Origin of the sequence: Rhodoferax sp., assembly GCF_013297935.1 — a bacterium.
Classification (GTDB): domain Bacteria; phylum Pseudomonadota; class Gammaproteobacteria; order Burkholderiales; family Burkholderiaceae_C; genus Allorhodoferax.
Genome location: NZ_JAAFIX010000001.1, coordinates 642286 through 655483, shown reverse-complemented (window position 1 = coordinate 655483; position 13198 = coordinate 642286). Strand labels below are relative to the sequence as shown.

16 protein-coding genes are annotated in these 13198 nt (G+C 62.0%); 11 read left to right on the top strand and 5 right to left on the bottom strand.

Features of this window, described 5'->3' with window-relative positions:
• Positions 1-55: 55 nt before the first annotated feature.
• Positions 56-1183 carry a GGDEF domain-containing protein gene (locus QZW03_RS03145; protein ID WP_296508229.1) on the top strand — a complete coding sequence of 376 codons (1128 nt, stop codon included), beginning with the start codon at positions 56-58 and terminating at the stop codon, positions 1181-1183.
• 21 nt (positions 1184-1204) lie between these two features.
• On the opposite strand, the gene QZW03_RS03140 is transcribed toward QZW03_RS03145, so the two are convergent.
• Positions 1205-1483, bottom strand: coding sequence for a hypothetical protein (locus QZW03_RS03140; protein WP_296508226.1), 279 nt, complete (start codon positions 1481-1483; stop codon positions 1205-1207).
• A gap of 20 nt (positions 1484-1503) precedes the next feature.
• Positions 1504-2286, bottom strand: a complete 783-nt coding sequence (locus QZW03_RS03135) for a thioredoxin family protein (protein WP_296508224.1) — start codon at positions 2284-2286, stop codon at positions 1504-1506.
• A 158-nt stretch (positions 2287-2444) separates the two neighbouring features.
• Here QZW03_RS03135 and QZW03_RS03130 point away from each other — a divergent pair, with 158 nt between their 5' ends.
• From QZW03_RS03130 to QZW03_RS03120, 3 genes are all read left to right on the top strand, one after another.
• Entirely contained in the window at positions 2445-2822 is a 378-nt protein-coding gene (locus QZW03_RS03130) for a VOC family protein (protein WP_296508223.1), read from the top strand.
• Between the two features lie 106 nt (positions 2823-2928).
• A complete protein-coding gene (locus QZW03_RS03125) occupies positions 2929-3642 on the top strand; it encodes a YafY family protein (RefSeq protein ID WP_296508221.1) in 714 nt (237 codons plus the stop codon).
• Between the two features lie 22 nt (positions 3643-3664).
• Positions 3665-4501 carry a carcinine hydrolase/isopenicillin-N N-acyltransferase family protein gene (locus QZW03_RS03120; RefSeq protein WP_296508220.1) on the top strand — a complete coding sequence of 279 codons (837 nt, stop codon included), beginning with the start codon at positions 3665-3667 and terminating at the stop codon, positions 4499-4501.
• Positions 4502-4569: 68 nt separating this feature from the next.
• Here the strand turns inward: QZW03_RS03120 and QZW03_RS03115 are convergent, their stop codons facing one another.
• A complete protein-coding gene (locus QZW03_RS03115; protein ID WP_296508218.1) occupies positions 4570-5046 on the bottom strand; it encodes a YHS domain-containing (seleno)protein in 477 nt (158 codons plus the stop codon).
• Positions 5047-5099: 53 nt separating this feature from the next.
• Positions 5100-5903: an AraC family transcriptional regulator gene (locus tag QZW03_RS03110; protein WP_296508216.1), complete on the bottom strand. Its 804-nt coding sequence runs from the start codon at positions 5901-5903 to the stop codon at positions 5100-5102.
• 86 nt (positions 5904-5989) lie between these two features.
• Between QZW03_RS03110 and QZW03_RS03105 the strand changes: the two genes are divergently transcribed.
• Entirely contained in the window at positions 5990-6538 is a 549-nt protein-coding gene (locus QZW03_RS03105) for a peroxiredoxin-like family protein (protein WP_296508215.1), read from the top strand.
• A 31-nt stretch (positions 6539-6569) separates the two neighbouring features.
• Here the strand turns inward: QZW03_RS03105 and QZW03_RS03100 are convergent, their stop codons facing one another.
• The gene (locus QZW03_RS03100) at positions 6570-7109 is read right to left on the bottom strand and encodes a carboxymuconolactone decarboxylase family protein (RefSeq protein WP_296508213.1); all 540 of its coding nucleotides are present in this window, start codon (positions 7107-7109) and stop codon (positions 6570-6572) included.
• A 117-nt stretch (positions 7110-7226) separates the two neighbouring features.
• Here QZW03_RS03100 and QZW03_RS03095 point away from each other — a divergent pair, with 117 nt between their 5' ends.
• The 6 genes from QZW03_RS03095 to gorA all read left to right on the top strand — a co-directional run bounded on the left by QZW03_RS03095 (position 7227) and on the right by gorA (position 13167).
• Positions 7227-8057, top strand: a complete 831-nt coding sequence (locus tag QZW03_RS03095) for an AraC family transcriptional regulator (protein WP_296508211.1) — start codon at positions 7227-7229, stop codon at positions 8055-8057.
• Between the two features lie 290 nt (positions 8058-8347).
• A complete protein-coding gene (locus QZW03_RS03090) occupies positions 8348-8626 on the top strand; it encodes a DUF427 domain-containing protein (protein WP_296508209.1) in 279 nt (92 codons plus the stop codon).
• On the top strand, positions 8619-9545 hold the full coding sequence (egtD, locus tag QZW03_RS03085; protein ID WP_296508207.1) for an L-histidine N(alpha)-methyltransferase: 927 nt from the start codon (positions 8619-8621) through the stop codon (positions 9543-9545). Before QZW03_RS03090 ends, egtD begins: the two co-directional genes overlap by 8 nt.
• Positions 9542-10738, top strand: a complete 1197-nt coding sequence (egtB, locus tag QZW03_RS03080) for an ergothioneine biosynthesis protein EgtB (RefSeq protein ID WP_296508205.1) — start codon at positions 9542-9544, stop codon at positions 10736-10738. The genes egtD and egtB overlap by 4 nt, the downstream gene beginning before the upstream one ends.
• 677 nt (positions 10739-11415) lie before the next feature.
• Positions 11416-11757, top strand: a complete 342-nt coding sequence (gene trxA / locus QZW03_RS03075; protein WP_296508203.1) for a thioredoxin — start codon at positions 11416-11418, stop codon at positions 11755-11757.
• A 33-nt stretch (positions 11758-11790) separates the two neighbouring features.
• Complete coding sequence (gorA, locus tag QZW03_RS03070) at positions 11791-13167, top strand: glutathione-disulfide reductase (protein ID WP_296508201.1); 1377 nt, start codon at positions 11791-11793, stop codon at positions 13165-13167.
• Positions 13168-13198 lie beyond the last annotated feature (31 nt).

Below are 13198 nucleotides of genomic sequence, written 5' to 3'. Positions count from 1 at the left end.
AGAATGGAATTCAAAGCTGCAAACCGAGTAGCTACAAACTCATACCCTCCACTCCATGAAGCCCCTTTCCAACCTATCGGCTAGTGACCGTTTGGTAGTTGACCAAACGGGCTTCGCCTTGTGGGTGGCATCCTTTCGTCAAACTCTGCACTCCACGCCGGCTGGGTGGTTTGTAGCTGCCTGGATGGCATGGGGTCGCGTCCCCGAGAAAAACTTGTTGTCTTGGCTGGTCCTTTTCTTTGTGGTGTGGATGATGGGCTTGCTTTCAATCGGCCGGGCCCTTAAGGAGGGCTGCGATCAGCAGACCCATGGCCCTCGCATGCGGTTCATGGCGGCACTGGACGGCATGGCTTGGGGCCTGTTGGGTTGGTTGCTGGCGGGGCATGATGTGCTGTTAGACCCCTTTTTGGTGGCGTTGCTGTGCGGAGTGAGCGCCGTCAACGCGCAGGCGTATGTGCCTTACATCCGCGGCTACTACCTGCAAAGCGGGCTGATGTGGTGTGTCTCGGTGCTGGGGCTGGCTCGCTATGCCAGCCAGCAATACAGCCTCGACCTCATCATGGCGTTCAGCGTGTTTCAGGTGCTTATGTTCTACCACTCCAGCCGCATTGCCAACCGCGTGCGGGAAGGCATTTCCTTGCAATTGGCCAATGCCACCTTGGCCCAACAATTGCGCGGCTTGCTGACCAAGGTGCGAACGGATGCCGCCACCGACGCGCTCACCGGCCAAGGCAACCGCCGTGCGCTGGACGAGTTGCTCAAGCAGCAACAGGAGTTCTCGGTCAGCACGGGCCAGCCTTTTTCTATCCTGATGCTGGATATCGATTTTTTCAAAAAAATCAACGACGCTCATGGCCACCTGGTCGGCGACGACGCGCTGCGCTCGTTTGCACAGCGCCTTCGTGACTGCCTGCGCCAGGGCGACGTGTGCACACGCTACGGCGGGGAAGAGTTTTTGATTGTGCTGCCCCTCACACCTTTGCCGGTGGCGCTTGAGGTGGCGGAGCGTTTGCGCCAGGCCGTAGCGGCTGAGGCACTGCCCACCACTCCGCCGTTGGCGATAACCGTGTCTATTGGTGCTGCCACCTACAAGGCGGGGCAAACCATCGATGCACTCATGGCCGCGGCCGACGCAGCCCTCTACATGGCCAAGCGCAGCGGGCGCAACCAGGTCCAGAGCTGAGGCAAGGTTTCAGCTGGAGAGCTACCCGGCCAGCAAGCGCGCGCTCACCTTGGCCGCGTCAGGTGTTTGGAACTGCAAGTTGTGCCGGTCGGTCAGCGGCCCGCCGCCGGGCTCCATATCCCCGGCCTCGTCATAGCCCATGGCCTTGAACTTCCAGACCGCGCCAATCTTTTTGAGCGAGCCCACATGCGCGCCCTCTGCGGTGTGCACGGCCAGCACATCGGCGTTGACGGGCAGCAGTCGCAAAGGGCCGGGTACCGGGCCATCAGGCAGATGAATGAACTTCGGGGTCAAGGGCATGCCGACGAGCTTACCCGAGCCTAGCTGCACTGCAGCGCCAGCCCTTGCACCGGCTGGGTGTAGCCCGGCTGGGTCACGATAAACACCACCCGTCCTTTACCGCTCTGGGCGGGCACGGTGAGCTGCAGGGTGTGGGGGCTGTTGGCGTTCCAGGCGGGCACGGGCTGGTAGTGCGAGACCACGTGGTCGTTGACCAAGCGGCTGCCCGCGTTCTCGCCGCGCGTGACTTGCTGGCTCAGCCCATCGCTCAGTACCGCCCAGTAGCCGGCCAGTTGGCCCTGGCCCGGCAGGGCGCCCACTTGTGCGGTGACTTGGGTACCGTTGCGCGCCAGGCTCAGGGTGGGGGCCTGCGGGGTAGCCGGCAGGCGGGGCAGGGGGTGCGTGCCCTGCTCGCGCCACTGGCGGTGGTCGCGCCCATTGAGCACTACCTGGGGCGTGTAGACATAGGCGCCTTTCATGGCCTGCTGTAGTTGGCGCTGGCGCTCGGTGGTCTCGGCGGTGGCGTAGGGGTCTTTCCAGCCTAGGTAATTCCAGTAGTTCACATGGAACGACAGTGCAATCACCCCTTCGTTGCCTTTGAGGGTAGACAGCCATGCGTCAGCCGGCGGGCACGAGCTACACCCTTGCGAGGTAAACAGCTCCACCACCGCAGGCGGCTGGGCCCCGGCGCTGCGCTGGCAGGTCTGGGCCATGGCCAAGGGCAGGCAAGTAGCTGCCAGGGCTCCCACACTCAGGCTACGCCAAAGGCGGCCACGCCTGTGGGCCATGAGGTGCGGGGTGTAAGGGGGGCGAGGTGTTGGCATGGCGGACTCCGTGGCTAGTGGAGCTAGGTCGCCGTGGGTCGCTAAACCTTACAGGGGAGTGAGCGGGGAATATGCTGCAGGCGTTCAGGCTACTGACACCACGCTGTCAGCAGGGGGTGCGCACCATCGAGGCTTCTTCAACACATTAGGAGCTACCTATGAAAAACGCCATCAGCTGGTTTGAGATTCCCACCACCCAACTCGACGCTGCCCAAGCCTTTTACGAAACCGTGCTGCAGCGCCCCATGCGCCGCGAAGCCATGGGCCCCAGCCAAGGTGCGGTGTTTGCTTATGACCCCGAGGCCGACGGCACGGGCGGCGCGCTCTTGATGGGCCCCACCGCGCCAGCGCCCTCGTCGGGCGGCACGCTGGTGTACCTTGATGCGTCGCCCTCACTCGACGCGGCCTTGGCCCGTGCGCAAGCGGCGGGCGGCACCGTGGCGCAGCCGCGCACCGCACTGCCACCGGGCATGGGCTTCTTTGCCCATGTGTGCGACCTCGACGGCAACCGCGTGGGCCTGCACGCCATCGCTTAATTCTCCACGTCGATCAAAAGCGAGTTTGCTACAGTTTTAGTAGCTACTGGCGCAGGTATCATGTGGGCTACAGCCTCAAAATGCCTGCAACTCCACCCGCCTTGCCATGCGCCGCGCCGATCGTCTTTTTCAGCTGGTACAGCTCATTCGCGGGCGCCGCCTGAGCACCGCACTGTGGTTGGCGCAGCGGCTCGAAGTGTCGCCGCGCACCGTGTACCGCGACGTGGCCGACCTGCAGCACCAAGGTGTGCCTATCGAGGGCGAGGCCGGAGTGGGCTACCGCATGGGGAGCGGCTTTGAGCTGCCGCCGCTCATGTTTTCGGTAGACGAAGCCCGCGCCCTGGTAGCCAGTGTGCGCATGGCTCAAGGCTGGCAAGACCCGGCCATGGCCCGCGCCTCGCAGGCGGCGCTGGGAAAAATTCTCTCGGTGCTGCCACCTGCGGCGCGCGCTGCCGCCCAAAGCATGGCGCTCTATGCGCCGCCCGCCACGCTGGAGCCCGCGCTACAAGCGCATTTGCAAACCCTGCGCGAAGCCGTGCACGCGCACCACCGTGTGCAGCTGCACTACCGCGATGCCCACGGTCAGGCCACCGAGCGCACCGTGCGGCCACTGGGTTGTTTCTTCTGGGGCAGCGTGTGGACGCTGGCCTGCTGGTGCGAGCAGCGCCACGACTTTCGCAGCTTCCGGCTGGACCGCATCGCCAGCCTGCAAGTGCATTCCGATGCGCCTTTTAGTGACGAGGCGGGCAAAGCGCTGGCCGACTACCTGCGCACCGCCGCCCCGCCCGGCACACTGGAGCGGCTGACAGGTGGTGGCTAAACACCGGGCGCACAATCGCGCCATGCTCAACAAAGCCCTGATCCTCGCTCTTGTCTGCGCCTTGAGCCCATGGCCTGCGCTGGCCTGCACATTGTGGGGAGCGGCGGGCGCTGCAGCTGCCGGTGGCGGCACCCTAATATCCAAAAACCGCGACTGGGCACCCGACCACCGCCAGGTGCTTAAAAAAGTGCGGCCTGCCAAAGGCTTTGCCTACTTGGGCTTGTTTGCCGAGGGTAATGGCGACCCGGGTCTCAAGGCCGGGGTGAATGCGCAGGGGCTGACCATTGTGTCGGCCGCCAGCAGCAGCCTGGCGCGCAGCGTGCGCGCAGACCAGCCCGGCATGCACGGTGTGATGGTCAAAATCCTGACCGACTACGCCAGCGTAGACGCGCTGGTGGCCGACGCCGACAAAGTGTTCTCTCAGTCGCGTGCTAATTTCTTTCTGGTGTCGGACCACAGCAAGGTGCTGACCGTGGAGGTCGGCCTGCACGGCATCTACGCGCTCAGCGTGACCGCCAATGGCACCACCACCCACACCAATCACTACCTGGACCCGGCACTCGCCAGTGCCCAGCCGCAAAAAGCCGGCGAGAGCAGCCGCACCCGCTACCAGCGTATCAACGCCCTGCTGGGCGAAAACGCCGCGCCCTACACCCTCGCGCTATTCAGCACACTGGCCCGTGACCAACACGACGGCCCCGAAAACAGCTTGTGGCGCAAAGGCCGCGAGTACACCTTGGCCTCGTGGATCGTGGCCACCCCCGCACAAGGCGCCCCGCGTCTGCACTTGGTAGTGGCCAACCCCGGCGAGGCTGAAGTGGTGCACGAGCTGCTGCTCGATGCGCAGTTCTGGCAGTAGTCATGCCTTCCGGCCCCCGAAACCGGTGAATGGCTTGTTGGGGTGCAACGCAATCACATAGAGACGCCTCAGCGCCCGGCGGCCACTATGTCTTGCCAGGCCTTGTCGGCCTGCTGGCGATAGGCCTTCCAGTCGCCGTTGAGCCAGCGCTGGCGGCCGCGCTCGGCGTAAAACAAATGCAGCTTGTCGCCAAAAAACTCCCACACCGAGCCGTTGGTAGGAATCAGCCCTTCGCCCAGCGACAACCCGTTAGAGCAATGCCCGTTGTACTGCGGCGCATAGGCTGCCGGGTTGGCTGCAAACTTGTCAGCGCTGGCCTTGGACGCAAAGCGCCACGGTACGCCCAAATACTGCACGGTAAACGTGGCGCTGCCTTCCACCACTTGGTGGCTGGCTTTGGCTTCGGGAGAGTAATACGACACCGCATCTTTGCCACCAATGGCTGCACCACTCATCCAGCCGGTGCTCACAGGCTCGGCGGCATAGGCCAATGTGGCGAGCGCGGCCAGCAGCAACGCGGCGCAGCGGATAAGTCGGGTGTACATCGTGAGTTGGCAATGTGGGGTAAAGACCATTGGTCCTGCCAACCCCCAAATTCTTACAAACTGGGGTTCATAGTGGCGCCGGTCGTTGCCACGCCGCCGGCCGGGCTGCGCGCGCGCCCCAGTGCACGTGACAAGGCAGACACATCTTTGTAGCCGGACGCGCGAGCCGCGCCTTTGAGCCCCTTGCCGGACTGCACCGCGCGCTGCGCGATCTGCAGGCGCAGCTGCGCGAGGTATTTGCCGGGCGGCGTGCCCATGGCGTCTTTGAATCGGGTGGCAAAGGCGGTGCGTGACATGCCCGCCCGCTCGGCCAAAGACTCTAGGCTCCAGGCGGTGTGCGGCTGCTCGTGCATGGCCACCAGTGCCACCGCAATGCGCGGATCGCTCAGGCCCGCAAACAAGCCCTGGCGGGTTTGCGGCTGAGCCACCAGGTGGCGCAGCAGCCCAATGAACAACATATTGCCCGCGCTGGCCAGCATGGCGGGTTGCCCGCAGCGGGGCGCGGCCAGCTCGTTGCACAGCAGCTGCACTGCCTGTGCCAGCGCACCATCGGTCCCGGCAAGCGGCAGCTCCATGGGCTGCGCAAATTCGCGCATCAGCATGGGTGCTGCCGGGCCGTCCAGGTGCACCTGCATCACCACAGCAGGGGTGGGCGAGGGCGTGCCAGCCGCTCCGCTATGGGGGCCGTGCGCAACCGTCAGGCTATGGGGCGCAGCGCCCGGGTTGGCCAGCAGACTCACCGACAAGCTGTTGGGTTGCCCACTGGCCGCGCCCATCTCTACGCGGGGTGCGGCGGCCAGTAGCAAGGCCGAGAGGCGGTCCAGACGGGCTGTGTTGGGAGCAGGGGATGGAGTCATTTCTGAATGAATTGCAAAGCTTTTTGTACTAGTTGTTGCTAATCGTACCGCACAATGGGTTTTTTTCATCCTGCAAGGAAACCCCCATGCGCTCACAGTCCCTCATGCCCCGCTTCCCCGTGCCCGCCCTGAATGTGGCGCTCACCACCGGTGACCGGTTTGTACTCGGTGCCAACCCGGGTGAGAAATTTGACCTGCTGGTGTTTTACCGCGGGCTGCACTGCCCCCTGTGCGCCAAATACCTGTTGGAGTTGGAGCGCTTGGCCCCCGAATTTGCCAGCCGGGGCGTGCAGGTGGTGGCCATTAGCAGTGACGACGCAGACCGCGGCCAGCAAATGGCCGCCAAGGTCAGCGCCAAGGGCGTCAAGTTTGGCTATGGCCTGAGCCTGAAGGCCGCGCGCGAGTGGGGCCTGTACATCAGCGCCTCGCGCGGGCAAACCTCCATCGGTATTGAAGAGCCTGCCTTGTTCTCGGAGCCCGCAGTGTTCATCGTGCGCCCTGACGGCACGCTGTACTACGGCGCAGTGCAAACCATGCCGTTTGCGCGCCCCCCGTTTCAAGACCTGTTGGGCGCTATCGACTTTGCAGTGGCCAAAGACTACCCGGCGCGCGGCGAATACACCGGAGCGGTGTAAGCGGCCCGGAGCTTGCCGGGCCAGTTCAGCCTCAAAGCGCCAAAGGCACTACGGGGAAGTCAACGTCAGTTGCTGCAATGTGGTTGGTGTAGTTGGTCAAGACATTGAGCGCCACATTGGCGTTGATCTCGATGACCAGGCCTTCGTCAACACCGGCGGCGGCAGCTTCGGCCAGATCGGCGTCGGACAACACACCGCGTTGGCTCACGATTTTGTTGGCCAACACCACCACGGCTTTGTCTGTAGCGTCTGAGGCTGTGCCCAAGCGCGCATCACGAATGGCGGCCTCTGACAAGCCGGCGCCTTTGCCGATCAAGGTGTGGGCGGACAAGCAGTACTGGCAGGCATTGGTTTGCCCCACAGCCAGCGCGACCAGTTCGCGCTGAGCTGCCGACAAACGGCCTTTGCTCAAAGCGTCTGAAAAGGCAAGGTAGCCGTTCAGCGCTGCCGGTGCGCGGGCAAAAGTGCCAAATAAATTGGGCACCATGCCCAGCTTGGCCTTGACCCCGTTCAGGGTGGCCTGGGTCGTGGCGTCAGCGTGGGCGAGGGCGATGGGGGCGATGCGAGACATGGTGATTGCTTTCTATCAAAGGTTGAGTGCGATGTGCACGGTGTTATTGTTGGATACCTTTGGTAATCAAAAGTATCTTTAAAATAACCAATCGTCTCAAAACCGGTATTTCTATCGATGGACCGTCTTTCCCCCTTATTTGCTCGCTCGGTGCCTAGCGCCCGGGTTTTTTACTCCGGCAACCTGTGCCAGATCTCTACCTTTGAGGCCGAAGTCAACACAGGCCATGTGCATCTGCTGCGCCGGGGCCGCATGGGCGTTACTGATCGCCACGGGCGCCTGACACGGGTGGAAGAGCCCAGCCTGCTGTTTTTCCCGCGCAGCTCTGCCCATCGTTTGACGCCCGACGACGGCGCTGGTGTGGATTTGGTCTGTGCTTCGGTGGATTTGGGCGATGAAGTGCGCAGCGCCTTGGTGGCGGCCATGCCCGAAATGCTTGTCATGCCGCTAAGCGGCACACCAACCCTCGCGCCGGCTTTGAACCTGTTGTTCGAAGAAGCCTTCGACACGCAGTGCGGCCGCCAAGCGGCGCTGGACTTGTTGATGGAATACCTGCTCATCTTGCTGCTGCGCCATTTGTTGGACAGTGCATCAGTGAGCAGCGGCATTCTGGCGGCCCTGGCGGATCCGCGCTTGTCACGTGCCGTTACCGCATTGCACGACAAGCCGGCCTATCCCTGGACGCTAGAGTCTCTGGCCGAAACGGCGGGCATGTCGCGGGCGCGTTTTGCCAGCCACTTCAAAGCCGTCTCGGGTCTGACCGCGCTGGACTACCTCACTGCCTGGCGCATGACAGTGGCCAAGAGCCTGCTCAAACGTGGCAAGCCGCTTAAAGCGATTGCCCCGTTGGTGGGCTATGCCAGTGCCGTGGCCTTGACCCGCGCCTTTACCCACCGCACCGGCATGCCTCCGCAGGCCTGGGTAGCCGCGCAAACCGTCACTGACTGAGCGCAGGTGGGCGAGACGATGGGCACATCAAATGAGACGCTCAGGCCTCCGCCAACGAGCGGCCCTCTCTACACTGCTGGCATGCCATCCATTGCGGCTGGCCTTCATTCAAGCCAACAGGAAACACCATGGAATCCATCACCCCAACTCCGCGCGTTACCCCGCTGGACAGCAGCAGTTTTGACGGCTTTATGGAGCAGCAACACGGAGCTGCCAAGTGAGGCGAGGCCGTGTCATTCGGTCTGATTGCCATGCCACACTTAAGCCCCACCCTACCCAAAAGGAATGCCATGCGTGCCCTCTGGAAAGACAAAGTGATCGCTGAAAGCGACGACACCGTGCTGGTTGAAGGCAACCACTACTTCCCGGCCCAATCGTTAAACCAAACGTATGTGGTGGCCAGCAACCACACCACCAGCTGCGCCTGGAAGGGCCGCGCCAGCTACTACTCATTGCTGGTCGATGGCGACATGAACCGTGACGCTGTGTGGTATTACCCTGACCCCAAACCCGAAGCGATGGCCGTCAAAGACCGCGTCGCCTTCTGGAAGGGCGTGCAGGTTGTCTGATTCAGTGAACGACGCAGCGCATGAAATCAAGGCCAGCCTGGGAGCGACCCCAGCCAGCCTGTCTCCGAAGTTTTTCTATGACGCCGCGGGTTCGGCGCTGTTTGAAAAAATTACCCAGCTGCCCGAGTACTACCCCACCCGCACTGAGGCTGCCTTGATGCAGATGCACGCCCCAGAGCTGCGTGCATCCATTGGTCCGGGTGTCACGCTGATTGAATTTGGTGCGGGCAACTGCACAAAGGCCAGCACGCTGTGCACACTGCTGGAGCCGGTGCAGTTTGTCGGCGTGGATATTTCGGGCGACTTTTTGGTGCAATCGGTCAAGGCCCTGCAAGCCCGGCACCCCAGGCTCGACATGCATGCCGTGCACGCAGACATATCGCATGCGGTGGCACTGCCTTCGGCGGTGCACAGCGCCCGCCGCCTGGTGTTCTACCCGGGCTCGTCCATCGGCAACTTTGACCCCGATGCCGCTTTGCAACTCCTGCAGCGAATGCGCAATTGCGTGGGTGGCGACGGTGGACTCTTGATCGGATTTGATCTGCCCAAAGACCCAGCCTTGCTGGAAGCGGCCTACAACGACGCCCAAGGCGTGACCGCCGCGTTTAACCTGAACATCCTCACGCATGTGAACGCCTTGATTGGCAGCAACTTTGACCTGCGCGAATGGAAACACCATGCCTACTTCAATGCGGCTGAGTCGCGCATCGAAATGCATCTGCAGGCGCAGACCCCCACCCGGGTCCTCTGGCCCGGCGGCGAGCGCATTTTTGCCAAGGGCGAGACCATTCATACGGAAAACAGTTACAAATACTCTGCTGCGCGATTCACGGCCCTGCTGGGCCAGGCAGGCTTTCCTACAGCCCGCCTATGGACCGACGACCAAGCCTGGTTTGCCGTAGCCCATGCACAACCATGACTGACCCTAGCGCCCTCTTACACGCTTTTCGTACCATCCGCGCACGCAGTGTGGCCCTGATTGAGGGCCTCTCGGCGGAAGACTGCGCCGCGCAGTCCATGCCCGATGCCAGCCCCGCCAAGTGGCACCTGGCACACACCACCTGGTTTTTTGAAACCTTTGTGCTGGAGACCCACGCCCCGGAGTTCAGGCCCTTTCATCCCGCGTATCGGGTGCTGTTCAATTCGTATTACAACCAAGTTGGCGACAAGCACCCGCGCCCGCGCCGTGGGCTTCTCACGCGCCCGGGGCTTGAAGACGTGTTGCTGTACCGCCAGCATGTCGATGCCGCCGTATGGGCCCTCCTGACCGCAGAGCCCCTGCCCGCGCCAGTGTTGGAGCTGCTGACCTTAGGTTTGCACCATGAACAACAGCACCAGGAGTTACTTGTCACCGACCTCACACATCTGCTGTTTTTCAATCCGCTGGCCCCCCCTTGGCCCGCCGCACCTAGCCTGCCTGCCACCTTACCCCCCATGGCCTGGCTGCCCCTGGCGTCAGGAGTGTCCGAAGTGGGCCACACAGGTACTGGTTTTTGCTATGACAACGAGCTCCCTCGCCACCGCACCTACATCGCCCCAGGGCAGATTGCATCGCGCTTGGTGCGCAATGCAGAGTACCAGGCCTTTGTGGAGTCTGGCGGCTACCATGACCAGGCGTATTGGCTCGCCGAGGGCTGGGACTGGCTGCAACTGCACCAGCGTACGCACCCGCTGTATTGGCAGCGTACCGGTAGCCAATGGCAAGAGTTCACCTCAAGCGGCTGGGCGGCCCTGAACCCGGTGCAGGCGACCTTGCATGTGTCGTACTACGAGGCAGATGCCTATGCCCGCTGGGCAGGCGCCAGACTTGCCACCGAAGCGGAGTGGGAAGTCGCCGTGCTCACGCACGGCTGTGCACCCAGCGGTGCACTGTACGAGGTTTATGACACCGCGTGGCAATGGACCCAATCGTCCTACGGGCCCTACCCCGGCTACCAGCCCTCAGCCGGGGCCGTGGGTGAGTACAACGGCAAGTTCATGGTGAACCAGTATGTGCTGCGCGGCGGCTCGGCGGCCACGCCCCCCGGCCACTCCCGCCCCAGCTACCGCAACTTCTTTCCGGCGGGCACCTGCTGGCAGTTTTCAGGGATACGGCTGGCAAGGCAAGGCTGAGTGCAGCGACTATTGCAAGGTTGTCCCTAACTTAAACTGCACGCTGGCTAGCATTTCATCCCAGCTTTGGCTGGCGTTGCTGCCCAGGCCATAGCCAAGATAAATGTGGGTGACCTTGAGGTCACGTCAATCTGTAAGTCCACCCCGGGTTCCACAAGCCTATGCCGTAGCCTTCGCGATTGACATTGTCCATTGGCAGCCCCCCGTTCAAGGTGTCGGTGTACGCCCTGCCATCGGGCAGGATGGGGTTCTGTCCGAATAAGCCATGACTGGCAATTCCATAATGACCACGACAACGCTAACGGCGATGAAAGGCGAGCTGCGCAAAGTGCTAAACCGACTGCACTATTCGCTGGAGTGATGCTGACCATGAACATGGTGAAGAAGGGGTAGTTACGCTGTCTCGTTGGCCAGCCCATGTCTGCAGCGGAGCAGTTCTACAGCCTTGGGTTTTGAACTTCGATGAACACGGCACCTCTTTTCGATCAACCATCGCTATTGCGACAGAACCCTCAAGCCTGGCTCGCCGCACAAACCGCCACTGATTGAGCGCAGGTGGGCGAGACGATGGGCACATCAAATGAGACGCTCAGGCCTCCGCCAGCGAGCGGCCCTTTCTACACTGCTGGCATGCCATCCATTGCGGCTGGCCTTCATTCAAGCCGACAGGAAACACCATGGAATCCATCACCCCAACATCTCGCGTTACCCCGCTGGACAGCAGCAGTTTTGACGACTTTATTGAGCAGCAATCCGGAGCAGTGCTCATAGACTTTTGGGCGCCTTGGTGCGGTCCTTGCCAGGCCCTCGCGCCGACGCTGGAACGTGTGGCCGCACGCTTTGAAGGTCAACTGGCTGTGCGCAAGATCAATGTTGATGAGGCAAGCGCTATCGCTGGTGGTTTTGGAGTGCGCAGCATTCCAACGCTCATACTTTTCAAAGACGGTCAAGCCCTCTCCCAAGTGGTAGGCCTGCAATCCGATGAACAGCTGGCCGCCTGGATACGGACAGCGCTTTAACATCCTGACCCCACTCATTCCTGAAGGGGAACCATGTCCGAATTTGATCTCATTGTGGTTGGCGGTGGCTCTGGTGGTGTGCGAGCTGCTCGCATCGCTGCAGGCCACGGGGCTCGGGTGGCGCTGATTGAGGAATACCGCTTGGGCGGCACCTGCGTAATCCGCGGCTGTGTTCCTAAAAAGCTGATGGTCTATGCCTCGCGCTTTGCGCAAGAGTTTGAAGAAGCGGCGGGCTATGGTTGGACCCTGGGGGACAGCCACTTTGACTGGGGCACGCTCAAAGCTCGGCGTGATGCCGAAGTCACTCGCCTGGAAGGTATCTACCGAAACAACCTGGTGGGCGCTGGCGTGCAAATTTTTGACGGACGCGCGCGCCTGCACGATCAAAACACAGTGGTTCTTGCTGATGGCACGCAGTTGCGCGGAACTCATATTTTGATAGCAACTGGCGCAACACCCACGCAGGCTAACGATACAAAAGGCCATGAATTGGCTATCGACTCCAACGGCTTTTTTGATCTCGAGGCATTGCCTCAACGGGTCGTGGTGCAGGGTGCCGGTTACATCGCGCTAGAGCTTGCCTGTGTGCTGCAGCGCCTGGGCTCCAGCGTGCGTGTGGTGGTGCGGGGCGACCATATTCTGCGAGGGTTTGACGACGGCGTGCGCGCCCATCTGCTCCACGAGCTGGTGGAAAGTGGTCTGCAGTTTGACTTCGGTCGCTCCATCAGCGCGATCAGCAAGACAGATGATGGTCTGCAGGTTCAACTCGACAACGGCGAACTCGTCAACACCGACTGTGTGCTGCGTGCCCTAGGGCGCCTTCCCAATACGCTCAATCTGGGGCTCGAATCGCTTAGCATTGCGCTGGATGCCCAAGGCGCAATCCCCGTAGACGCCTACAGCCGGACCGTGGTCCCCAATATTTACGCCGTGGGCGATGTGACCAACCGCGTCAACCTTACGCCTATGGCGATTCGCGAGGGGCATGCTTTTGCCGATACCGTGTTTGGTGGCTTGCCGCGCAGCGTGGACCATAGCCTGGTGCCTACAGCGGTATTCACCACCCCGGAGCTTGGCGTAGTGGGTTTGACCGAAGAAGCCGCCTTGCTGGAGCATCCCCACCTAGACGTGTACCAAGCCACATTTCGCCCCATGAAGGCCACGCTCTCGGGGCATCCCGGAAAAATGCTGCTCAAGTTGCTGGTAGACCGCGACACCGACCGCGTGCTGGGCTTTCACGGTGTGGGGCCGGATACCGGCGAAATGGCGCAATTGGTGGGGGTGGCTTTGCAGCTCCAAGCGACTAAGCGTGCGTTGGACAGCACATTGGCCGTCCACCCAACGGCGGCTGAAGAACTGGTAACCATGCGCAAACCAAGCGTCCAGCATGGCCTGGTCGGGGCGGTGTAGGCACAGCCCATAAGCGCACTGAGAGTGCTGG

What these genes read in the sequence shown, in the direction of transcription:
- QZW03_RS03125 (WP_296508221.1), top strand. Translation starts at nt 2,929, where the DNA reads ATGCGCCGCGCCGATCGTCTTTTTCAGCTGGTACAGCTCATTCGCGGG.
- QZW03_RS03105 (WP_296508215.1), top strand. Translation starts at nt 5,990, where the DNA reads ATGCGCTCACAGTCCCTCATGCCCCGCTTCCCCGTGCCCGCCCTGAAT.
- QZW03_RS03135 (WP_296508224.1), bottom strand. Translation starts at nt 2,286, where the DNA reads ATGCCAACACCTCGCCCCCCTTACACCCCGCACCTCATGGCCCACAGG.
- QZW03_RS03120 (WP_296508220.1), top strand. Translation starts at nt 3,665, where the DNA reads ATGCTCAACAAAGCCCTGATCCTCGCTCTTGTCTGCGCCTTGAGCCCA.
- egtB (WP_296508205.1), top strand. Translation starts at nt 9,542, where the DNA reads ATGACTGACCCTAGCGCCCTCTTACACGCTTTTCGTACCATCCGCGCA.
- QZW03_RS03090 (WP_296508209.1), top strand. Translation starts at nt 8,348, where the DNA reads ATGCGTGCCCTCTGGAAAGACAAAGTGATCGCTGAAAGCGACGACACC.
- QZW03_RS03095 (WP_296508211.1), top strand. Translation starts at nt 7,227, where the DNA reads ATGGACCGTCTTTCCCCCTTATTTGCTCGCTCGGTGCCTAGCGCCCGG.
- gorA (WP_296508201.1), top strand. Translation starts at nt 11,791, where the DNA reads ATGTCCGAATTTGATCTCATTGTGGTTGGCGGTGGCTCTGGTGGTGTG.
- QZW03_RS03110 (WP_296508216.1), bottom strand. Translation starts at nt 5,903, where the DNA reads ATGACTCCATCCCCTGCTCCCAACACAGCCCGTCTGGACCGCCTCTCG.
- QZW03_RS03115 (WP_296508218.1), bottom strand. Translation starts at nt 5,046, where the DNA reads ATGTACACCCGACTTATCCGCTGCGCCGCGTTGCTGCTGGCCGCGCTC.
- QZW03_RS03130 (WP_296508223.1), top strand. Translation starts at nt 2,445, where the DNA reads ATGAAAAACGCCATCAGCTGGTTTGAGATTCCCACCACCCAACTCGAC.
- trxA (WP_296508203.1), top strand. Translation starts at nt 11,416, where the DNA reads ATGGAATCCATCACCCCAACATCTCGCGTTACCCCGCTGGACAGCAGC.
- QZW03_RS03145 (WP_296508229.1), top strand. Translation starts at nt 56, where the DNA reads ATGAAGCCCCTTTCCAACCTATCGGCTAGTGACCGTTTGGTAGTTGAC.
- QZW03_RS03100 (WP_296508213.1), bottom strand. Translation starts at nt 7,109, where the DNA reads ATGTCTCGCATCGCCCCCATCGCCCTCGCCCACGCTGACGCCACGACC.
- QZW03_RS03140 (WP_296508226.1), bottom strand. Translation starts at nt 1,483, where the DNA reads ATGCCCTTGACCCCGAAGTTCATTCATCTGCCTGATGGCCCGGTACCC.